General features: G+C 64.4%; 15 protein-coding genes. 10 read left to right on the top strand and 5 right to left on the bottom strand.

The window, feature by feature from the left end:
* The first annotated feature begins 315 nt into the window (after positions 1-315).
* On the top strand, positions 316-1,659 hold the full coding sequence (locus J7360_RS18480) for a polyhydroxyalkanoate depolymerase (protein WP_176215038.1): 1,344 nt from the start codon (positions 316-318) through the stop codon (positions 1,657-1,659).
* A 127-nt stretch (positions 1,660-1,786) separates the two neighbouring features.
* Here the strand turns inward: J7360_RS18480 and J7360_RS18475 are convergent, their stop codons facing one another.
* Entirely contained in the window at positions 1,787-2,704 is a 918-nt protein-coding gene (locus J7360_RS18475) for a sensor domain-containing protein (RefSeq protein WP_057662018.1), read from the bottom strand.
* Positions 2,701-3,063: a PadR family transcriptional regulator gene (locus J7360_RS18470; protein ID WP_057662021.1), complete on the bottom strand. Its 363-nt coding sequence runs from the start codon at positions 3,061-3,063 to the stop codon at positions 2,701-2,703. Before J7360_RS18470 ends, J7360_RS18475 begins: the two co-directional genes overlap by 4 nt.
* A gap of 379 nt (positions 3,064-3,442) precedes the next feature.
* Here J7360_RS18470 and J7360_RS18465 point away from each other — a divergent pair, with 379 nt between their 5' ends.
* Positions 3,443-4,996 (top strand): alginate export family protein, encoded by a 1,554-nt coding sequence (locus tag J7360_RS18465; protein WP_057660922.1) that lies wholly within the window; start codon positions 3,443-3,445, stop codon positions 4,994-4,996.
* Between the two features lie 441 nt (positions 4,997-5,437).
* Here the strand turns inward: J7360_RS18465 and J7360_RS18460 are convergent, their stop codons facing one another.
* Positions 5,438-6,799 (bottom strand): hypothetical protein, encoded by a 1,362-nt coding sequence (locus J7360_RS18460; RefSeq protein WP_057660920.1) that lies wholly within the window; start codon positions 6,797-6,799, stop codon positions 5,438-5,440.
* 424 nt (positions 6,800-7,223) lie between these two features.
* Between J7360_RS18460 and J7360_RS18455 the strand changes: the two genes are divergently transcribed.
* The 3 genes from J7360_RS18455 to J7360_RS18445 all read left to right on the top strand — a co-directional run bounded on the left by J7360_RS18455 (position 7,224) and on the right by J7360_RS18445 (position 10,891).
* Positions 7,224-7,898: a DUF502 domain-containing protein gene (locus tag J7360_RS18455; protein WP_022559729.1), complete on the top strand. Its 675-nt coding sequence runs from the start codon at positions 7,224-7,226 to the stop codon at positions 7,896-7,898.
* A gap of 4 nt (positions 7,899-7,902) precedes the next feature.
* Complete coding sequence (locus tag J7360_RS18450) at positions 7,903-8,679, top strand: queuosine precursor transporter (protein ID WP_007965588.1); 777 nt, start codon at positions 7,903-7,905, stop codon at positions 8,677-8,679.
* 274 nt (positions 8,680-8,953) lie between these two features.
* Positions 8,954-10,891 (top strand): DUF885 family protein, encoded by a 1,938-nt coding sequence (locus tag J7360_RS18445; protein ID WP_057660919.1) that lies wholly within the window; start codon positions 8,954-8,956, stop codon positions 10,889-10,891.
* Between the two features lie 188 nt (positions 10,892-11,079).
* Here the strand turns inward: J7360_RS18445 and mmuM are convergent, their stop codons facing one another.
* Positions 11,080-12,045 carry a homocysteine S-methyltransferase gene (mmuM, locus tag J7360_RS18440; protein ID WP_057660917.1) on the bottom strand — a complete coding sequence of 322 codons (966 nt, stop codon included), beginning with the start codon at positions 12,043-12,045 and terminating at the stop codon, positions 11,080-11,082.
* A complete protein-coding gene (gene mmuP, locus J7360_RS18435) occupies positions 12,042-13,439 on the bottom strand; it encodes an S-methylmethionine permease (protein ID WP_209034452.1) in 1,398 nt (465 codons plus the stop codon). The genes mmuM and mmuP overlap by 4 nt, the downstream gene beginning before the upstream one ends.
* A 347-nt stretch (positions 13,440-13,786) precedes the next feature.
* Here mmuP and J7360_RS18430 point away from each other — a divergent pair, with 347 nt between their 5' ends.
* The 5 genes from J7360_RS18430 to metG all read left to right on the top strand — a co-directional run bounded on the left by J7360_RS18430 (position 13,787) and on the right by metG (position 21,826).
* Positions 13,787-14,176 carry a VOC family protein gene (locus J7360_RS18430; RefSeq protein WP_022559734.1) on the top strand — a complete coding sequence of 130 codons (390 nt, stop codon included), beginning with the start codon at positions 13,787-13,789 and terminating at the stop codon, positions 14,174-14,176.
* Between the two features lie 138 nt (positions 14,177-14,314).
* Positions 14,315-15,208 carry an ABC transporter ATP-binding protein gene (locus tag J7360_RS18425; RefSeq protein ID WP_005924907.1) on the top strand — a complete coding sequence of 298 codons (894 nt, stop codon included), beginning with the start codon at positions 14,315-14,317 and terminating at the stop codon, positions 15,206-15,208.
* 12 nt (positions 15,209-15,220) lie between these two features.
* Positions 15,221-18,817 (top strand): M1 family aminopeptidase, encoded by a 3,597-nt coding sequence (locus J7360_RS18420; protein WP_209034450.1) that lies wholly within the window; start codon positions 15,221-15,223, stop codon positions 18,815-18,817.
* Between the two features lie 231 nt (positions 18,818-19,048).
* A complete protein-coding gene (locus J7360_RS18415) occupies positions 19,049-19,498 on the top strand; it encodes a DUF2147 domain-containing protein (RefSeq protein ID WP_003485424.1) in 450 nt (149 codons plus the stop codon).
* A 243-nt stretch (positions 19,499-19,741) separates the two neighbouring features.
* Positions 19,742-21,826: a methionine--tRNA ligase gene (gene metG, locus J7360_RS18410; protein ID WP_089112771.1), complete on the top strand. Its 2,085-nt coding sequence runs from the start codon at positions 19,742-19,744 to the stop codon at positions 21,824-21,826.
* Positions 21,827-22,117 lie beyond the last annotated feature (291 nt).

Raw genomic sequence — 22,117 nt, 5'->3', positions numbered from 1 at the left:
CTTCCCGCCGGGAGAAGGTGCCCCGCAGGGGCGGACGAGGTACGTGCGAAGCCTGGTGGAGATCGAGCGCTGAAGAAGTCTGAGTGCACTGGGCTGCGCTCCGACCTCACGTGTTCCTCTACAGGAGAGGGACTCGTCCAGCAGGCCGCAGGGTTCTGCGCCGAACGCGCGCTTTCGGCGCGCGCAGCCGTCCAAAGCATCACCACTTGCGGCAAACCAAACCGCGGCAAATCAACGCGCTCGCGCTTGCCGTCAATCGTATGGCAGCCTCAACGGTCCGCAGCCCCATTAAGGTGCAAATGCGCCAAAACCGGTATGCTGCGCGGCAGCAAAACCGCACGGATGGGTGGAATGCTTTATCAACTGCATGAGCTGACCCGCAATCTGCTAGCCCCCTGGGTACATCAGGCCCAGGCGAACGCCAAGATGTTTTCCGACCCGGACAGCCTGTGGGCCTCGCTCCCGGGCGCCGAGCGCATGGCCGCCAGCAACGAGTTGTTCCACCGGCTGGGCAAGGAATACGAAAAACCGGCCTGGGCGCTCGACGATGTCGAGGTCGATGGCCATTCGCTACCGATCATCGAACGCGAAGTGTTGAGCAAGCCGTTCTGCCGGCTGCTGCGCTTCAAGCGTTTCAGCGACCACGTCGAGCTAATCGGCAAGATGAAGGAGCAGCCTGCCGTGCTGGTGGTGGCGCCGTTGTCCGGCCACCACGCCACGTTGCTGCGCGACACCGTGCGCACCCTGCTGCGCAACCACAAGGTCTATGTGACCGACTGGGTGGACGCGCGCATGGTACCGCTGGACGCCGGCGCGTTCCGGCTCGAGGACTACATCACCTACATCCAGGAATTCATCCGCCATATCGGCGCCGAGCGCCTGCATGTGGTGAGCGTGTGCCAGCCTACCGTGCCGGTGCTGGCTGCAGTGTCGCTGATGGCCAGCAACGACGAGCCCACCCCGCGCTCGCTGGTGATGATGGGCGGGCCGATCGATGCGCGTCGCAGCCCCACCCAGGTCAACAACCTGGCCACGGAAAACGGCATCGAGTGGTTCCAGAACAACCTGATCCACACCGTGCCGTTCCCGTATCCGGGCCATGGCCGCCAGGTGTATCCGGGCTTCCTGCAACACGCCGGCTTCCTGTCGATGAACCCCAACCGGCACGTGATGTCGCACTGGGATTTCTACACCGATCTGGTCAAGGGCGATCTGCAGGATGCGCAAGCGCACCGGCAGTTCTACGACGAATACAACGCCGTGCTCGACATGCCGGCCGAGTATTACCTGGACACCATTCGCGTCGTGTTCCAGGAGTTCCTGCTGCCGCAAGGCAAGTGGAAGGTGGACGGCCAGTTGGTCAAGCCCTCGGCGATCCGCAATACCGCGCTGCTGAGCATCGAAGGCGAGCTGGACGACATGGCCGGCCTCGGCCAGACCGAGGCGGTGCACGATCTGTGCACCGGCATCGATGCGGCGCATCAGCGCCATCTGGTGGTGGAAGGCGCCGGCCATTACGGCATCTTCAGCGGCCGTCGCTGGCGCGAGGTGGTGTACCCGCAGGTGCGCGAATTCATCGCCCGCTACGACGCCGACCCGGTGGGTAGCCGCGACCCGGCCACCGTGACCCCGATCCGCAAGCGCGGCAAACGCGCCTGATCCACACAACATCCCCGGCAATGCCGGGGATGTTCATTTCGATCTGCGTGCAACCGCGAGACGACGTGATGCCGGCGAGCGAGCACCACCACCGACCCTGCGCACGCTGACATCTCGGCCAGGCGCATCACGCGGCCGCTTCTCCGCCCTTGACCAGCAGGTGCTTGGCGAACATGCCGTGCAACTTGCCGAACGCGCGCGCCAGGTGCAGCGTAACGAACAACAACAGCACGCCCGCTGCGAACAACGGCAGCGTCAGCCAGGCGCTGGTGATGTCCACGCCATCCCAGGTCAGCACGGCGAGGTTGTCGAACAGCACCGCGATCGGTGAAGCGGCCAGGCCCAACGACAGCGCCAGCAGCGTGCAAAACACAGTGAAATACAGAATGCCCAGCGGCAGCATCAGCAGGAAATACAGCATCGTGCTCCAGGTCCGCGCATCGGTGAACATCGCGCCGATACGCTGCAGCCAACCACCTTGCAGGCCCGGGTATTGCGGGCGACGCGGCATGCGCACGCCGAGCAGCGTCTCGACCACGCGGCCTTCCACCAGCGACAACACCCGCACCGAGCCGAAGAACAACACCAGCAGCGGCACGCCGATGATCAGGATCAACATCCCGATCGACAGGCTGGCGCCAGTCACGACCCAGGTGAAATAGAACACCCCGGTGAGCAGCGACAGCAGCATGTAGAACAAGGCGCCATAGGTGCGGGGGTCGGCGGCCACACCGAAGAACGTGCCGATCCACGATGCCCGCCTCGGTGGCACCGGGGAACGCAGTGCGCGTGCCACGGTCACCTCGGTTTCGCGGTAGATCTCTGCCACTTCCTCCGGCGCGCCGTAGCTGCTGGCCACGCAGGCAATGACCTCGGCCTCGCTCTTGCCTTTCTGTTCTGCCAGTTCCGAACGCAGATACTCTTCGGCGTCGTAAAGCGCGTCCTGGATCATTGCCGGATCTGCACCGGACAGCGCCTGGCGCAGCTGCAGCAGATAATCGCCAATGGTGGTCGGCAACGGGTGTGCCTGTGCAACTGTCTTCATGAGTGGGTCCCCTCCAGCACTGAATCAACGGAATCTCGGGTGGCACGCCAGGCGGCGGTCCAGTCGCGCAGGCAGTCACGCCCGCTGTCGGTGATGCGGTAATACCGCCGCGGTGGCCCGGAGGCCGAGGGCTCGACATGGCTGTGCAGCAACCCGGCCCCTTCCAGATTGCGCAGCACCGGATACAGGGCGCTCTGCTTGCCGCTGAGCACGCCCTCCAGACGCTCGAGCCGCTTGGCGATGAGGTAGCCGTACAGCGGTGTATCGGCCTGTGCCAGGACGGCCAGCAAGGCCAACGAGACCGTGCCCGCACTCAGTTCCTTCTGAAATTTGCGTAGGTGGATATCCGGCTCGCTCATCGGCCATCTCCGCTAGGTTGAAGGTGATGCTATGTAGAACCTAGCTATAGTGAATGTGCCGGTAGTCATGGGCGGGGATTGGGGATTCGGCATTGGGGATTGGTCAAAAAAAAAGCCGTGGTCGCTAGCTTGTTTGAGCAATTGTCGTCATCGCAGCGAGCCCCATCGCAGCGAGCCCCGTCGCAGTAGCGCCGCCGTTGCGAATCCGCAATACCGAATCCCCAATCCCCGCCCCACTAGCGCCCGCCTGCGCAAACCCAGTGAGTTCATGAGCTTAGAACCTTTGGGTTACTGCCTTTCTGGCACGGCTTTACTACAGTCGGTGTCCCCCCTGCCGATACCTTTCGCCTAGGGGTTTTCACTTTCGACGGGGAATACGATGCAAACGACACGCTTGGCGCAGGCGGCCATGGCTGATACTTCCTTTGGTGCCACACGGCGCTTGTGCCTTGCGATCGGGTTGGCGCTGCCGGGTCTTGGCCTGGCGCAGGTGCAGCCGGCGCCGACCAATGCCGAGCAGGCCGTTGCCGAGCCGGCGAAAGCGCCGGTCACCGCCGCTCCGGCCACCGCCAAGGGCTATCCGCTCGAAGCGCAGGGTTGGGGTGCCAAGCAAGGCGGCAACATGTGGCAGGTGCGCTGGGCCGAAGACTGGTCGTATCTGAAGGACCCGTCCAAGCGCAAGAGTCCGTTCGATCCGCTCAAGTACATCCCGCTCAACGACGACGGCGATGTATATGTGTCGCTCAGCAACGAGTTGCGCGTGCGCAGCAATACCATCACCAATCCGGGCCTGATTCCCGGCAGCCATTCGCAGCAGCAGTATCTGCTGCGCGCCTTCTTCGGTGCGGACTTCCATGTGGGCGAGCACTTCCGTCTGTACACGGAATTGGCGCATGGCAGCCTGGACGGGCGCAATGAGGGGACCAAGACCGGCACACAGGAAAACAACGCGATCCTGCAGCAGGTGTTCTTCGACGTGAAAGGCCGTATCGGCAGCGCCGACACCGGCCTGCGCGTCGGACGTCAGGTGTTCGTCGATGGCCCGACCACGCTGATGGCGCTGCGCGACAACACCGATATCTTCGTGACCTTCAACGGCGCGCGCGCCTGGGCAGTCGGCGACAGGACGCGTGTTGACCTGTTCGATTTCAATTTCAACATCGATGGCACCGAAGGCCTCGGCGATGATCGCATCGACCGCTCGCGGCACTTCCGCGGCGTGGTCGGTGGCTACCGCCTGGCGACGGCCAAGCCGATGTACCTGGAGCCGTTCTTCTATCAGTTCCGCAACGACAACCAGGTGTGGGGCCGCCAGACCGCAGAAGAAAACCGCAATTACTACGGCCTGCGCCTGTGGGGCAACGTGGGCAAGCTGCGCACCGACTCGTTCGTGACCGTGCAGCGCGGCAGCTTCGGCGGACGCGACCTGCGCGCCTACATGGCCAGTACCTCCAACGCCTGGTCGTTGAGCGAATCGGGCTGGAAGCCGCGCCTGGGCTTCCATAGCGAGATCGCTTCCGGTGGCGGCGGCACCTCCGGCACCGGCACGCTGCGCAACAACAACTTCTTGTACGGCAACACGATCTACTTCAGCTGGGCCACGTTCTTCGGCCCGGTGAACCTGGTCACTGCCGCACCGACGTTGACGTTCTCGCCGACCTCCAAGCTCACCGTGAACCTGGAGTGGGAAACGCTGTGGCGCCAGACCACCAGCGATGCGATCTACAACAACCAGGCGCGCGCCTACGCACGCACTCAGAACACCGGCGAGCGCCGCATCGGGACCATGCCGCGCATCAACGCCACCTGGAACATCGACCCGAACTGGTCGGTGACCTTCCGCGCCGAACATCTGATGGCCGGGCCGGCGTTGGAGAAGGCCGGCTACGGCGACTCGACCTTCGTGATGGGCTGGTTGAACTTCCGCTTCTGAACACAGCGGTTGGGTGCGCGATCCATCTCCAACAACAGTGGCGTCATCACATGCCGCGTCCCGCAAGGACGCGGCATGTCGTCCTTTACGTGCGGCATGCCGATGACAGCGAACAAGGCCGCATGCGTCATGCGGCCGGAGACAGCGACGCGCACAGTGCATTCACGGCCTTGAGTCGTCCTGACCTCCGGCCGCTTCAGGCAGCCACCCCACCCCTGCGCAGATGCCAGGCAGGCATGGCCGATGGTTCGCATCGGCATGGCCACGCACGGCGATTCATGCGCGCCTCCACGCTCACCTGGCGACTGCTCGCCCGGCTTTGACGGCTGTCCGCCGGCGGTCGTCAGGCAGCTGCTGCCGATACAAACATTACTCATGCAAGCGTAGACCGCCTGTACCAGTCTTGCGCCCTGTGCCTGGCAGTGCAGAAGGCGTCTTGTTTCATCGAGCCGATGAGGCTGCCTGTGTGGCCGCGATCGCACTGCCTGGCACGGGCCAGCGATCATTGCCTGCCCCGCCCTCCGGTCGTGCGTACTGCCGAAGCATCAGGCTCTTGCCGTCGTTTCCTGCGCCTAGCGGGCGCACCTGTCCACGCAACGCAGGCGGTAGCGCGGCGATCCGCTGCGTCAGCGGCATTGTCTGCGCAGGATGATCGCGCAACCACTGCAGCGCAGACAGCGCGCGCAATGCAGCGGCGGTGTCCTGCATCTTGCGCTGATAGTTGGCGTAGTCCGGATGCGACACGCTTGCCAGCAAACACCCGGTTGCATTGGCGATGCAGGCCACCGATGCGGTCTGCGGCAACGGGATCAGCGTTTGCGGAACCGGCTGATCTTGTGCCAGCAAGGTCCGCACCGGCGCGCTGCAGGCCCAGGTGAAGGTGGGCGCCAGCAAGGCCTGGGTGCGCTCGTCGTCCAGCAACCGTAGCGGGAACCGGTCTTGCCAGGACGATTGGCCGCCTTGCGTCAACGCATCCTCCTGCAGCATCGAAAACACCATCCGCGATTCACCGTGCAACGCGTGACACAGCGCGATCTCATCCACCGGCAGCGGCGCAAATGCAGCGGCGCATTGCGCAGGCAAGGGATGCTGCGCCGGCAATTCGGCCAGCATGTCGGCAAACAGGTGCGCATTGCCGCGCAGCATCGCCGCGCCAATCATCGTGATCGCCAGATTGTCGCTACTGCGCATCAGGACACGGGCAACCTGCGCATCGGTGCAGACACCGGACAAGGCCTGGGTGGTGCGCCCCTGGACAAAGTCCAAGGCGCTGGCCGTCATCGACAAGGGCATGCGCGGCAGTTCGGGCAACGGCGTATCGACACGTGGACGGAACGGGCTGCGATAGTCGGCGTGTTGCGACAACGCCCGCATCCGCTCCAGCATCGGTGCCTGTGCGGCCAACGCAGCGGCATAGGCCTGCGGTTGTTCGCGCACGCGCTGCAAGCATCCGCCAGCGCTGGCCATGCACAGCGCAGGCGCGCTGGATGGCCAACCTGGCAAGCGCCGATAGCCCACAGCGGCGCTTTGAAATGCCGCATGCTCCGGCAGCCGATTGAATCGCTCCACGTCCTGGGCCAGCACTGCCTCGCGCTGCGCCTCCGGAATCGCGTACGACAGCGACCACAGCGCCCCGAACATGTTGCTCCCGCGCAACGGTGGAAGCGGCTGGCGCAGCTGCGCCAACGCCTGACGCTGCGATTCGGGAATCGGCCAATGCCTGGAGATCGCATAGAGCGCCAGCGCTGCTGCGATCAGGATGCACACACCGAGCAAGGCGGCTTTGAGAAATTTGGCGAGCACGTGCGAACGATCCGTCCCTGGGAGCTGCGCATCTTAGTGCCATCGGCACAGGCCCGCGACGGGCACTGACGTATTGCGTTCTTTTGGGCTGCAGACCATCGGCAGCGGTGCGTCTGGCAACCTGCGTGACACTGGGCAACCACACCACGCGCTGGCGATGGGCGACGGTCTCATCAGGATCCGGGCGCTGCAGACGTCGCCCCCTGCGCCTCTGCGCGCCATGCTTCCCAATGAAAGAAGGGCTGCACGGGTCGCCCGCTGCCGCTGGGCTGCGGGTACCGCCACGCCTGTGTCGATGTGGGTACCGGAATGACGGGATTGCGCCGGCTTGAGGCACGCGAAACACTTTTGCCAATCGCGAATGCCTGCTGCCAGACCCCGGCCCCAGCTCCACCGAGCGTGGCCGAATGCCTACACTATGCCGATGTCCCAATCCCCTACTCCGCACGTCCGCCCTTCCCTGCAACGGGTCTTTCTGACCGGGTTGCTCACCTTGCTACCGGTCTGGTTGACCTGGGTGGTGGTGAAGTTCGTTTTCTCGCTGCTTTCGGGCATCAGCAGCCCGTGGGTGGTGCCGTTGTCCGAACGCATCGCTGCCTCGTTCCCCGATTATCTGGGCTGGTTCAAGGCGCTGTGGGTGCAGAACACCATCGCCCTGATCGCCACGGTGGCGGTCATCCTGTTCGTCGGGATCCTGAGCCGGCGCGTGATCGGCCAGCGCTTGCTGCGCTGGTTCGAGGCCATCATGCGGCGCATTCCGCTGGCCAGCGTGGTCTACGACAGCGCGCGCAAGCTGCTGGACATTTTGCAGACCCAGCCCGGCAGCACCCAGCGCGTGGTGCTGATCGATTTCCCGCATCGCGACATGAAATCGGTGGGCCTGGTCACCCGGGTGATTAAGGAACAGGGCACCGGCCGCGAGCTGGCCGCAGTCTACGTGCCGACCACGCCCAACCCCACCTCCGGCTACCTGGAAATCGTGCCGGTGGAGCTGCTCACGCCCACCGACTGGAGCGTGGATCAGGCGATGAGCTTCATCATTTCCGGTGGCGCCGTGGCGCCCGAATCGGTTCCCTTCACCCGAACTGCGGATCGCTGACACCATGACCCATGTGCGCACCCTCGACGATCGTGCGGTACGCCTGTTCATTGCACTGGCGGCCTTCTTCTGCGTCAACGCGGCGCTGGCCGAGTTCATTGGCGTCAAGATCTTCGCGCTGGAAGACACGCTCGGCATTGCGCCACTGAACTGGAATCTGTTCGGCCAGCGCGGCTCGCTCAGCTTCACCGCCGGCACCTTGCTGTGGCCGATCGTGTTCATCATGACCGACACCATCAACGAGTTCTTCGGCAGCCGCGGGGTGCGTTTCATCTCGTGGGTGGCGGTGGCGCTGATCGGCTACGGCTTCGTGTTCGCATTCGCGGCCATCGCGCTGGCGCCGGCTGGCTGGTGGGTCACTGCGGCGCAAAACCAGGGCGTGCCCGATTACCAGGCGGCGTTTGCGGCAGTATTCGGGCAAGGGCTGTGGACCATCGGCGGCTCGCTGGTGGCATTCCTGTTCAGCCAGTTGATCGATGTGTCGGTGTTTCACCGCATCCGCCGCGTGACTGGCGAAAAACACGTGTGGCTGCGCGCCACCGGCTCCACTGCGGTCTCGCAGGTGGTGGACAGCTTCGTGGTGATCTATATCGCCTTCGTGCTCGGCCCGCAGCATTGGTCGGTCGACCAGTTTCTGGCAGTGAGCACGCTCAACTACATCTACAAGATGGGCTTTGCGGTCTTGCTGATCCCGCTGCTGTATCTGGCACGCCGCGGCATTACGGCGTACCTGGGCGCCGAGCGTGCCGAGCAGCTGCGCGAAGAAGCCGCTGCCGACTGAGCCGGGCTGCCTCCCAGCCAGGATCGTCACGCCGCAATGGGGTGCGGCGGCCACACCTTGCCGACAGTGGTCCGCATCGCGGCGCTGCGAGCCGGCCCACCGAGCTGGGACTTGCATGCAGCCTGGCTGGCCATGTCGCAGCGCACCACATCGCGCGGGCACAGCACCGCGCCCATGCGCCGCATGAATTGCCGATAGGCGGTATGCCGCCAATGGGTGGCCGTAACCGTGCGGATCGGGCAAGCTCCCCGCTCGCTTGTTTCCGGAGCCGGTAATGCCCCTCAGCTTTTCCCGCCTGCTGTCCCTGGCCATGGCCGCCCTCGTGAGCCTGTCGCTGGCGGCGCCGGCCGATGCGGCCAAGAAGAAGACCGCCAAGGCACAGACCACGCAAACGCGCGCGAAGGCGAGCAAAGGCAAGAAGACCGCCAAGCCGGCAGCCAAGAGCACCAAGGGCAAGGGCAGCAAGGCCGCCAAGGTGAGGCCACGCGCGGTTGCCGCGCCGGTGGTGCTGACCAAGGCGCAACAGCTCAACCTGCTGTACGACCAGTACTGGGACGCCTCGCTCAAGCTCAACTCGCTGCAGGCCACCTTCCAGGGTGAGAGCCGCTACAACGACCAGTTGCCGAACTTCCTGTCGCCGGCGTTCCGCCAGCAGTCGCACGATTTCACCGTGCTGTGGCTGGGCAAGGCCGAGGCGCTGGGCCCCGATGGGCTGAGCGGACAGGATCTGCTCAGTTACCAGATCTTCGTACGCGATGCGCGCAGCGCGCTGGCCGCCGAGCAGTTCCCCAGCTGGATGCTGCCGATCAACCAGTTCTACAACATCGCCAGCATCGCGGTGGTGCTGGGCTCGGGTACCGGCGCGCAGCCGTTCAAGACGGTCAAGGATTACGACAACTGGTCGCGGCGTGCGCTCGGCATTCCCGAGCTGTTCGAGCAGGCCATCGCCAACATGCGTGCGGGCATGCAGGCCAGGGTGGTGCAGCCCAAGGTGCTGATGCAGAAGGTGTTGCCGCAGCTGGATGCGATCATCGCGCGCAATGCCGAAGACAGCCTGTTCTGGGGTCCGGTTCGCAACCTGCCCGCCGACATGCCCGAGGCCGACAAGCAGCGCATCACCGCCGAGTACAAGCGCATGATCGAAGTGCGCATCATGCCGGCCTACCGCGCGTTGCGCGGCTTCATCGCCACCGAATACCTGCCCGCCTGCCGCGACAGCGATGGGCTGGCGGCATTGCCGAACGGCGCGGCGTGGTACGCCTACGATGTGCGCCAGAGCACCACCACGGACCTGACCCCCGAGCAGGTGCATCAGATCGGCCTGGATGAGGTCGCTCGCCTGCAGGGCGACATCCAGACCTTGGCCAAGCAGGTCAGATTCCGCGGCAACCTGCCCAAGTTCTACAAGTTCATGCAGACCGACCGGCGCTTCAGCTTCCGCAGCGACACCGAGTTGCTGGGCACGTACCGCAGCCTGCAGGGCCGCGTGCAGCTGGCGGTGCCGCGGCTGTTCAACACCCAGGGCATGCCGGCGTTGGAAGTGCGTGCGGTGGAACCGCAGCGTGCGCAATCGGCGGCCAGCGGCTCGTACATGCGCCCCAGCGGCAACGGCAGCACGCCGGGCATCTTCTACGTCAACACCTCGGACCTGCCGTCGCGCAAGACCTGGGAGGCCGAGAGCCTGTACCTGCACGAAGCAGTGCCCGGCCACCACTACCAGCTGGGCTTGCAGCAGCAGTTGACCGACCTGCCCAAGTTCCGCCGCCTGGGCGGCGAAACGGCCTACATCGAAGGCTGGGGTCTGTATGCCGAATCGCTTGGCCGCGAGCTAGGGCTGTATGACGACCCGTACAACTACTACGGCTATCTGCAGAACGCGTTGTGGCGCTCGATTCGCCTGGTCACCGATACCGGCCTGCACAGCAAGGGCTGGACGCGTACCCAGGCCATCGACTACATGGTGGACAACTCCGCCATGAGCCGCGCCGATGCCGAAGCAGAGGTAGACCGCTATATGGCCATTCCCGGCCAGGCACTGGCCTACAAGGTGGGCGAGATGAAGATTGCGCAATTGCGCGAGCAGGCGCAGCGCGAGCTGGGTCCGCGCTTCGATGTCCGCGCCTTCCACACCGAAGTGCTCAAGGACGGCTCGGTGCCGCTGGATATCTTGCAGGACAAGATCCAGCGCTGGATCGCCACACAGAAGGGGTGAAGCGCGCGGCTGCGATGATTGGACGCTGCTGACCCGTCACTGCGGGTTGGCCTTGGGATTGCCTCAGGTTGAGGCTTGGAGTGCTTGGCAAAGCCCGGCTTCGCCTCGCCCTTGGCATGCTGCGGTGGCAATCCCAACGATGCCGGCCGCGTGTGACACGCGGGGCGAGTGCGCGTTCGTAAGCCGGGTCACTCCGCCGCACGCGCCGCCGCCAGCGCGGCGATATCGCGCGGTGCGGTGCGGCAGCAGCCACCGATCAAGCGCGCGCCAGCCGCCAGCCAGTGCGCATGCTGGTCGGCCAGCGTGAGCGCAGCCCCGCGGCCGGCATGCCAGCGCTTGTCGCTGGCGTCGTAGTGCTCGCCCGAGTTCGGGTACACCACCAGCGGCAGCGCGGTCAGCGCCGACAGGCTATGCAATGCAGCGGTCGCCTGATCCAGCGCAATGCAGTTGACGCCCACCGCGATCACCTGCGCGCAGGCGTCCAGCGCCGGCACCACCTGCGCCAGCGGCGTGCCGTCGCTCAGATGCGCCGCATCGCGCAAGGTGAAGGAAAACCAGGCATGCAGCTGTGGAAAATCGTGTTGCAGCAACTGCCGCAGGGCCACGATTTCGCTGGCCGATGGCAGCGTCTCGCAGGCCAGCAGATCCACGCCAGCCTCAGCCAGCGCCGCGATGCGCGGACGATGAAAGTCCATCAACTGCTCGATCGGCAGCACGTAGTCGCCACGATATTCCGAGCCATCGGCCAGATACGCGCCATACGGTCCCACCGAGCCTGCCACCCACAAAGGCGCGGCATGCGGGTGCAGCGTCAGATGATCGGCACGCGCCTGCACCGCCAGCGCTACGCTGCGAGCGATCAACGCCTGCGCTTGCGCAACATCCAACCCGCGCGCGGCAAATCCCAGCGGCGTGGCCTGGTAACTGGCGGTGATCGCGCATTGCGCACCGGCGGCGAAGTAATCGCGATGCACCTGATAGATCAGCTCCGGCTGCTCCATCAGCACGCGCGCCGACCACAGCGCATCGTTGAGATCGCAGCCGCGCTGCTCCAGCTCGGTGGCCAGCGCGCCATCCAGCACCACATACCCGTCGTGTTGCAGGGCCTGGCTGAAAGGCGCATTGGGGCGCGGTTGGCGCGGAAGAATCGTCATGCGTGCAGTCTCCGGGCCGCAAGCCATTGGGTAAGTGCGTAGGCGCCATAGCACAGCGCGACGAACGGAATACCGCACCACAACGCAATGCGCTGCTGCGGATCCAATGCCAAGCCAATGCAGGCGAGCAGACACAGCGAAAAGCCCAGAATCGGTGTCCACGGGTACCACGGCGCGCGATACGCCAGCGTTTCCAGCGCAGCGCCATCGCGCAGCCACTGGCGACGGAAGCGGTAATGCGCGGCGCAAATGCTCAGCCACACCACCACGACGGCGAAGCCCGAGACGGCCGAGATCGCAACGAACACCGTTTCGGGCGCATACACGCCGGTGAGCAGCGCCAGCAAGCCGCCCAGCATGCTCAGCGATACGGCACGCAGCGGAATGCCGCGGCCGGTCAAGCGCGCCAGGCCGCCCGGCAACGTGCCTTCATTGGCCAACGACCACAGCATGCGCGCGGCCGCATACAGGCCGGAATTGGCCGCCGACAGGATCGCGGTGAGGATCACCGCATTCAAGATGTCGGCTGCATATGGAATGCCCAGCAGCGCGAAGGCGCGCACGAACGGGCTGGTTTCCACGGCCGCTTGGCTGGCAGGCAGCAGCGCCGCCAGCACCAGCACCGTGCCGACGAACAGCACCACCAGCCGCGCCAGCGTTGTGCGGATTGCCAGCGGAATCGCGCGTGCAGGCTGGGCGGTTTCGCCGGCCGCCACACCGATCAACTCGGTGCCGGAAAATGCGAAATTCACTGCCACCATCGTCATCAAGATCGGGAGCGTACCGTGCGCGAACCAGCCGTCGGCGCGCAGATGGCGCAGCCCGGGTGCGGGCGAACCATCGGCCAGTGGCAACAGACCGATCACCGCCGCGCCACCAAGCACGATGAACACCAGGATGGTGATCACCTTGATCAACGAAAACCAGAACTCGCCTTCGGCAAACCAGCGCGCCGATACTGCATTCAGGCCGAAGATCAGCGCGCAGAACAGCAGACACCACGGCCACGCCGGGCTGTGTGGAAACCAGTACTGCATGCAGAACGCTGCGGCCGTCAGGCTCGAACCCAATGCCACCGTCCAGGTCAACCAGTACAACCACGCCACCACATAGCCGGTCGCCGGGCCGAGGTAGCGCGCGGCATACACATGAAACGCACCGGTTTGCGGCATCGCCACCGCCAGCTCGCCCAGGCATTGCATCACCAGGTACACCACCAGTGCACCGATCAGGTACGCCAGTACCGTGCCCAGCGCGCCGGTGCTGGCAATGATGTAGCCGGTGTTGAAGAACAGGCCGGTGCCGATCACGCCGCCCAGCGACAGCATCACCAGATGGCGCACCTGCATGCTGCGCTGGAACTGCGGTGCGGTGGCGGACGACGGCTCGGGCATGGGGGCATCTGATCGGGGGACTCCATCCTGCCACGCGCACGCAGACGGGCAAAGCCGCGCGCAGTCGAGTTGTGATGCAAGACCGCTCACTGGTGCGCGGGTATGCTGCTGATCGGTCTCTGCTCGCCCCTTCCCATGCCCCATCACCGCCTTCCGGATTTGCACACATCCGCGCGCCGCCTCGCCACCGCGGCCCTGCCTACGCGCAGGCCCAATCCAAACGGTGCCTCCCGCGCAAGCGATGCCGAGCTTGCTGCGCGTTCGATTGCCAGTGCGCCCACGCGCTGCGCATGCTCGAACACGGCGAGAGTGATCGCATTGCCTGAAACACTGCGGTGGAGCGCCGCATGATGCTCGCCGGAATTCACCACGTGGCAATCATCGCTGGCGACTACGCGGCATCCAAACGGTTCTATTGCGAAATTCTGGGCCTGCGTGTGCTCGATGAGCATTACCGACAGGCGCGCGATTCGTGGAAGCTGGATCTGGCGCTGCCCGATGGCGGACAGATCGAGCTGTTCTCGTTCCCCAACGCACCGCTGCGGCCCAGCCGCCCCGAAGCGCGCGGCTTGCGCCACCTTGCCTTTCGCGTCGACGATCTGGATGCGGCGGTCGCGCATCTCAACGCACACGGCGTGGCGACCGAAGACATCCGCATCGACGAATACACCGGACGCCGCTTCACCTTCTTCGCCGACCCGGACGAGCTGCCGCTGGAGTTGTACGAGGTCGGTTAGAACCGGCAGACCTCGCAGCCGGTTGCGCGGTGCGGTCGCATCCACCGCGTCTGTGCGTCGATGTGACATGACTTCCGGCGCATGCGGCCATGCGGCAACGCCCTGAAGATCTTCACAACCCAGGGCACAGGACCGTCCATGTTGCAGATCCGCGCGTTGTCCAAGACCTACGCCAATGGCGTGCATGCGCTGCAAGGCGTCTCGCTCGACATTCCCCGCGGCATGTTCGGATTGCTTGGCCCCAACGGTGCCGGCAAGTCCTCGCTGATGCGCACGCTGGCAACCTTGCAGGAGCCGGACTCGGGCAGCGTGACGCTGACCGCTGCCGACGGCAGCAGCATCGACGTGCTCAAGGACAAGGACCTGTTGCGGCGCCGGTTGGGCTATCTGCCGCAGGATTTCGGCGTGTACCCGAAGGTCAGCGCGCTCGACCTGCTCGATCATTTCGCCGTGCTCAAGGGGCTCACCAACCGGGCACAGCGCAAGGAAGTGGTGGAACGCCTGCTGCAGCAGGTCAATCTCTGGGACGCGCGCAAGCGCAAGCTCGGCACCTATTCCGGCGGTATGCGCCAGCGTTTCGGCATTGCGCAGGCGCTGCTGGGCAACCCGCAGCTGGTCATCGTCGACGAGCCGACCGCCGGGCTGGATCCGGAGGAACGCAACCGTTTCCTCAATCTGCTGGCCGAAATTGGCGAGAACGTGGTGGTGATCCTGTCCACCCACATCGTCGAAGACGTCACCGACCTGTGCCCGACGATGGCCATCATGAACAAGGGACAGGTATTGCTGACCGGACGGCCGGCCGATGCCATCGACATGCTCAGCCAGCAGGTCTGGCGCAAGCAGGTCAGCAAGAGCACCCTGCCCGACTACGAAGCGCGCTTCACCGTGCTGTCCACACGCCTGATCGCCGGCCATCCGGTGATCCACGTGTTCAGTGCGGACTGCCCGGAACCGGGTTTCGAACAAGTCGCTCCCGATCTTGAGGATGTCTATTTCCAGCGCCTGCGCAAGCAGGCGTTGGCTGCCTGACGGAGCACGGCCATGATCCTGGCGTTCCTGCGCTTCGAGCTGCGCGAACAACTGCGCTCGCCGTTTTTGTGGTTGTTGGCCGCGCTGTATGCGTTACTGGCCTTCGCCGCGCTGTCCAGCGATGCCGTGCAGATCGGCGGCGGTATCGGCAATGTATTGCGCAATGCGCCAACCGTGATTGCCAGCGTGCTGGCGATTTTTACCTTGCTCGGCCTACTGGTGGCTGCGCTGTTTGTCAGCAATGCCTTGCTGCGCGATTTCGAGTTGGGCTTCGCAGAGCTGGTGTTTTCCACACCGGTGCGCCGCCGCGATTACCTGGCAGGCCGCATCGCCGCAGCGTTGATTGCCGGCACGGTGATGTATCTGGTGATCGCGCTGGGCATGTTTGTGGCGCAGTTCATGCCATGGATCGACCAGGCGAGGCTCGGGCCGGTCGCGCTGCTGCCGTACCTGTGGTCGCTGCTGGTGCTGGTGCTGCCCAACCTACTGTTCACCACCGCGCTGCTGTCGGTGCTTGCGGTGACCACGCGTAGCATTCTGTGGGTCTACATCGGCGTCATCGTGTTTTTCGTGCTGTATGGCGTGAGCCGGGCGCTGCTATCGGACCTGGACAACGTTTGGGTTGCGACCCTGTCCGATCCACTCGGCATCCGCGCACTGTCGCAAACGCTGCGCTACTGGTCGGCGGAACAACGCAACCTGCAGCTTCCCCCATTGACGGGTTACCTGCTCGCCAATCGCGCCCTGTGGCTGGGCATGAGCGGCGTGTTGTTCGCCGCGACCTTTGCACTTTTCCGCACCGAACGCAGCGGCACGCGTCGTCGTCGCGGCGCGGTGCCTGCCGCATCCTCCAGCGCGCAGGCAGCCGGAGTGCGCGTCAACACCACCCGCCTCAGCGTGACGCCCGTCTTCGCGGCCAGCACCGCCTTTCGGCAACTGCTGCGCCAGATCCGTTTCGATACGCTCGGCGTGCTGCGTAGCGCACCGTTCGTGGTGCTGCTGGTGCTGGGCCTGGCCAACTTCATCCCCACCGCATTGTTCAATGCACGCATGTACGGCACCGCCGTGCTGCCGGTCACCTCATTGATGCTGCAAGCGCTGCAGAACAGCTACAGCTTTCTGCTGATCATCGTGGTGCTGTTCTATGCCGGCGAACTGGTATGGAAAGAACGCAGCAACCGCATCGACGGCATCACCGATGCCATGCCGGTGCCGGACTGGGTTCCCCTGCTCGGCAAGTTCGTCGCCTTGCTGGCCGTGATCGCCAGCTTCCAGCTCGCCGGTGCGTTGACCTCGATCGCGCTGCAACTTGGCCGTGGCTACACCACGATCGAGCCGCTGCTGTATCTGAAGACCCTGGCGCTTGGGTCGGTGCTGTATGTGCTGATGGGCGGTATGGCCCTGGTGCTGCAGTTATTGAGCAAAAACAAGTTCGTCGGCTATGCAATGCTGATGCTGGTGTTGATCGGGCAATCGGTGTTGTCGATGCTGGACTACACGCAGAACCTGTACAACTTCGGAAGCTGGCCCAACGCACCGTATTCGGACATGAACGGCTTCGGCCACTTCCTGCCCGGGCAGCTGTGGTTCCAGGGCTATTGGGGCGTGTTCCTGCTGGCCTTGTTGCTGCTGTCCTCGGCGTTCTGGCCGCGTGGGGTCGGCCATGGACTGCGCCAGCGGCTGCGCCTGGCATCGCAGCGTCTGCGCAGCCCCACCGGCGCGGCATTGGCGGTGAGCCTGCTTGGCTTTGCGGCGATCGGTGGTTGGCTGTACTGGAACACCAACGTCTACAACAGTTTCCTGTCGCCGGAGCAGCAGTTGGACCTGCAGGCACGCTACGAGCGCGATTACCGCAAGTACAAGGACCTGCCGCAGCCGCGCATCATTGCCGTGGACAATCATGTCGATCTGCACCCGGAAACGCAGTCGGTCGTGATCGATGCCACCTGGACCGTGCGTAATTCCCATAGCGCGCCGATCAACGAGGTGCATATCGGCATGCAGGGGCGCACGGGCGACCGTAGCCTGGTGAACGTCGACCTGGGCGGGCAGACGTTGATCACCCACGACATTCCGGCCGGCTACCGCATCTATCGCCTGCAGCGCCCACTGCAACCTGGCGAAGAGCGCGTGTTCCGCTTCCGCGTGGACCAGCACCCGCATGGCATCATCGCCGGGCAGGCACAGACCGATCTGGTCGCCAACGGCAGCTTCTTCAACAGTCAGGCACTGCCCTGGTTCGGCTACAACACCCAGACCGAGATCACCGACCGCAACGACCGCCGCAAGCGTGGCCTGGGCGAACCGACGCGCATGCCCAAACTGGAAGACCAGGCCGCACGCGCCAACACCTACGTCAGCGACGATGCCGACTGGCTCAGCTTCGCCAGCACCATCTGCACCGCACCGGACCAGATTGCACTGGCACCGGGCTATCTGCAGAAGGAATTCCGGCAGGCTGGCAGGCGTTGCTTCCGCTACGTGATGGATCGCCCGATGCTCAACTTCTATGCGTACCTGTCGGCGCGCTGGCAGGCGCGCAAGGGCTATTACAAAAACGTTCCGATCGAGATCTATTACGATCCCAAGCACCCGTACAACGTGCAACGCATGATCGAAGGCGTGCAGAAATCGTTGACCTATTACGAAGCCAATTTCACCCCATACCAGCATCATCAGGTGCGCATCATCGAGTTCCCGGGCTATGCGGGGTTTGCGCAGTCGTTTGCCAACACCATCCCCTACTCCGAATCGATCGGGTTCATCGCCGACCTGCGCGACAAGGACGACATCGACTACGTGTTCTACGTCACCGCGCATGAAGTGGCGCATCAGTGGTGGGCGCATCAGGTGATCGGTGCGAATGTGCAAGGCGCCACGATGTTGTCCGAATCGCTGGCGCAGTACTCGGCGCTGATGGTGATGGAGCGCGAATACGGGCGCACGCACATGCGCAGCTTCCTTAAATACGAACTGGACCGCTACCTGGAAGGGCGCGGCGGCGAAACGATCGATGAGCTGCCGCTGTACCGGGTGGAGAACCAGCAGTACATCCATTACCGCAAGGGGTCGCTGGCGTTCTATCGCCTGCGTGAGGAGATCGGCGAACAGGCGCTCAATCGCGCGTTGCAGCGCTTCCTGCAGGCCAAGGCGTTTCAGCAACCGCCCTATACCACCTCGGCCGAACTGCTACAGGCCATTCGTGCCGAAGCAGGCCCCGATCAGCAAGCAATGATCACCGACCTGTTCGAAAGGATCACGTTTTACGACAACCGTGTGGTGAGCGCTCAGGCCCGCAAGCGCCCGGATGGACGCTTCGATGTGACCGTGCAGGCGCAGGCGGCCAAGCTGCAGGCCGATGGGCGCGGCAAGGAACATGCAGTGCCGATGGACGACTGGATCGAGGTCGGGATCTATGGCCAGCCCGCCGACAAGAACGCACCTGCGCCGGTGCTGGCGCTACAGCGGCGGCACGTCACCAGCGCCACGCCCAGCTTCACGCTGACGGTGGACGCCCTGCCCGTCGAAGCCGGCTTCGACCCCGACAACAAGCTGATTGACCGGGTGCCGGACGACAATCGGAAGCGGATCAGCCTGGCGGCCAACTGATCGGCGATCACTGAAGCAGCAGGCGCAGGACAGGGCACGGCATGCGCTGCTCCCGCGCGTCTGCTGTGGCGCGCGATCAGCGCAAGGTCAGTCACCGGCCTGGGCCACGGCGATGCCCGCAGCGCACGCATGAACGCATCCCGCAGTGCATCTTTCCGCAACCATACTCCACGGGATACATTCGCGTTCAGGCCGCCGACGGTGGCCCAAGCAAACCCTGGGAGGGGAACCATGCGCAAGACCTTCAAGACCCTGTTGCTCGCCCTGCCGCTGGCGGCCGCTTCGCTGATGGCCCATGCGGCCGATTCGCCGGTAGGCCGCTGGACGACCATCGACGATGAAACCGGCAAGCCCAAATCGGTGGTGCAGATCGAGCAGGCCGCCAATGGCACGCTGAGCGGAAAGGTGGTCGAGATCCTGCAGTCGTCCAAGGGGCCCAACCCGGTCTGCGACAAGTGCGATGGCGCGCTCAAGGGCAAGCCGATCAAGGGCATGACCATCCTGTGGGGCCTCAAGCCCGACGGCACCGCGGTGTGGAGCGGTGGCTCGGTACTCGACCCGGCCAAGGGCAAGACCTACAAGTCCAAGATCACCCTCACCGACGGCGGCAAGAAGCTGCAGATGCGCGGCTATGTCGGTATCGAAGCGCTGGGCCGGACCCAGACGTGGGTGCGTGAGTAATCGATTCGGGATTCGGGATTCGGGATTGGTGATTGCAAAAGCGGGCGTCCTTCGGGGCGCCTTTTTTTGCGCGCAGGCGCATGTTGGGGCTTGTCCTATGAGCGGGATCATTGCTTCCGCTGCTGCAGAGATGGCTAAGGCCGCGCGGCTCGACAGGCAGGCGGCCTGATCCTGCCTTGAGCAATCCCCAATCCCGGCTCACGACTAGTGCGATAATCGCGTGTCCCCCGCATTACGCCTGCCATGACCCGCACCGCACTCGTCACTACCGCCCTGCCGTATGCCAACGGCCCGCTGCATCTTGGCCACTTGGTCGGCTACATCCAGGCCGATATCTGGGTGCGCGCACGCCGGTTGCGCGGCGACAAGACCTGGTTCGTCTGTGCCGACGACACCCATGGCACGCCGATCATGCTGGCTGCCGAGAAGGCCGGGGTGACCCCGGAAGCCTTCATCGCCAACGTCCAGGCCAGCCACGAGCGCGATTTCGCGGCGTTCGGAGTGACCTTCGACCACTACGATTCGACAAATTCGCCGGTCAATCGCGAGCTCACCGAAGCCTTCTACGCCAAGCTCGATGCTGCCGGCCACATCAGCCGGCGCTCGGTGGCGCAGTTCTACGATACGGCCAAGGGCATGTTCCTGCCGGACCGCTACATCAAGGGCATCTGTCCCAACTGCGGCAGCGCCGACCAGTACGGCGACAACTGCGAAGTGTGCGGCGCCACCTATGCGCCGACCGAGCTGAAGGAACCGAAGTCGGTGATTTCAGGCGCCACCCCGGAACTGCGCGATTCGGAGCATTTCTTCTTCGAAGTGGGCCATTTCGACGGCTTCCTGCGGCAGTGGCTTGCCGGCGATGTGGCGCTGCCCGGGGTCAAGGCCAAGCTCAAGGAATGGCTGGACGCCGAAGGCGGCCTGCGCGCCTGGGACATCTCGCGCGATGCGCCGTATTTCGGCTTCCAGATTCCCGGCCAGCCGGGCAAGTATTTCTACGTGTGGCTGGACGCGCCGATCGGCTACCTGTGTAGCTTCAAGACGCTGTGCGCGCAGATGGGCGAAGACTTCGATGCGCATCTGGTGGCCGGCACCCAGACCGAGCTGCATCACTTCATCGGCAAGGACATCGTCAATTTCCACGGCCTGTTCTGGCCGGCGGTGCTGCACGGCACCGGCCACCGCGCGCCGACCCGGCTGCACGTCAACGGCTACCTGACCGTGGACGGCGCCAAGATGTCCAAGTCGCGCGGCACCTTCGTGATGGCGCGGACCTTCCTGGATGTCGGCCTGGAACCGGAAGCGCTGCGTTACTACTTCGCGGCCAAGTCCTCCGGCGGCGTGGACGACCTTGACCTCAACCTGGGCGATTTCATCGCACGGGTGAATGCGGACCTGGTCGGCAAGTTCGTCAACCTGGCCAGCCGCTGCGCCGGCTTCATCGGCAAGCGCTTCGACGGCAAGCTGGCCGACGCACTACCCGATGCCGCCCAGTACGACCGCTTCGTCGCCGCCCTGGCACCGATCCGCGAGGCCTACGAACGCAACGATGCCGCCAGCGCGATCCGCCAGACCATGGCACTGGCCGACGAGGCCAATAAATACATCGACGACACCAAACCGTGGGTGATCGCCAAGCAGGATGGCGCCGATGCGCAGCTGCAGTCGGTCTGCACGCAGGGCCTGAACCTGTTCCGCATCCTGGTGGCCGCGCTCAAGCCGATCCTGCCGCGCACCTGCGCCGAAGCCGAGGCCTTCCTGTCGGCGCCGATGACCAGTTGGGAAGACGTGATCGGCCCGCTGACAGCGCACACGATCCAGCCCTACACCGCCCTGTTTACCCGTATCGACCCCAAACTGATCGACGCCATGACCGACGCTTCCAAGGACACCCTCGCCGCACCCGCAGCACCAGCCACCACCACCAAGCCCGCACCGAGCAAGGCTGACGCAAAGCCTGCCGCCGTTGCGAATCCCGAATCCCAAACCACCAATCCCGGCCTCATCGGTATCGACGATTTCGCCAAGCTCGACCTACGCATCGGCAAGGTGCTGGTGTGCGAATTCGTGGAAGGCTCGGACAAGTTGCTGCGTTTCGAACTGGACGCCGGCGAACTGGGCACGCGGCAGATCTTCTCCGGCATTCGCGCCAGCTACGGCGAACCGGAAACGCTGGTCGGCCGCAGCGTGGTGTTCATTGCCAACCTGGCCCCGCGCAAGATGCGCTTTGGCATCAGCGAAGGCATGATCTTGTCGGCTGGCTTCGACGGCGGCGCCCTGGCGCTGCTGGACGCCGACAGCGGCGCACAGCCGGGCATGCCGGTCAGGTGACGGGATTCGGGATTCGGGATTCGTAAAAGCGGAGTCCGTTCGGTCTGCAAGGTCTGCTGATTGCGAGCTTGAGAAATCGCCGCACCCGACATCCACACACCGATTTAAGCTTGAGAGGCTGACAAAACGTGCTGGAAACACGACGTAATGAGGGATGTGCGAACAGCGCACTCTAAGGAAGGTCTGATCAACTCACCGCAGATGCGCGACACTATCGCCTTATGTAGAGGATTCATCCATGCAGCTGACGTTCGGTGACGCTGAGGGCTTGGGCAAGCGTAAGCAGACCCG

It is taken from the genome of Xanthomonas sp. D-99, from assembly GCF_017746145.1.
Taxonomy (GTDB): Bacteria; Pseudomonadota; Gammaproteobacteria; order Xanthomonadales; family Xanthomonadaceae; genus Xanthomonas; species Xanthomonas cissicola.
Note: the sequence above shows the minus strand (reverse complement) of the source record. Positions and strands in the feature narration are given on the sequence as shown.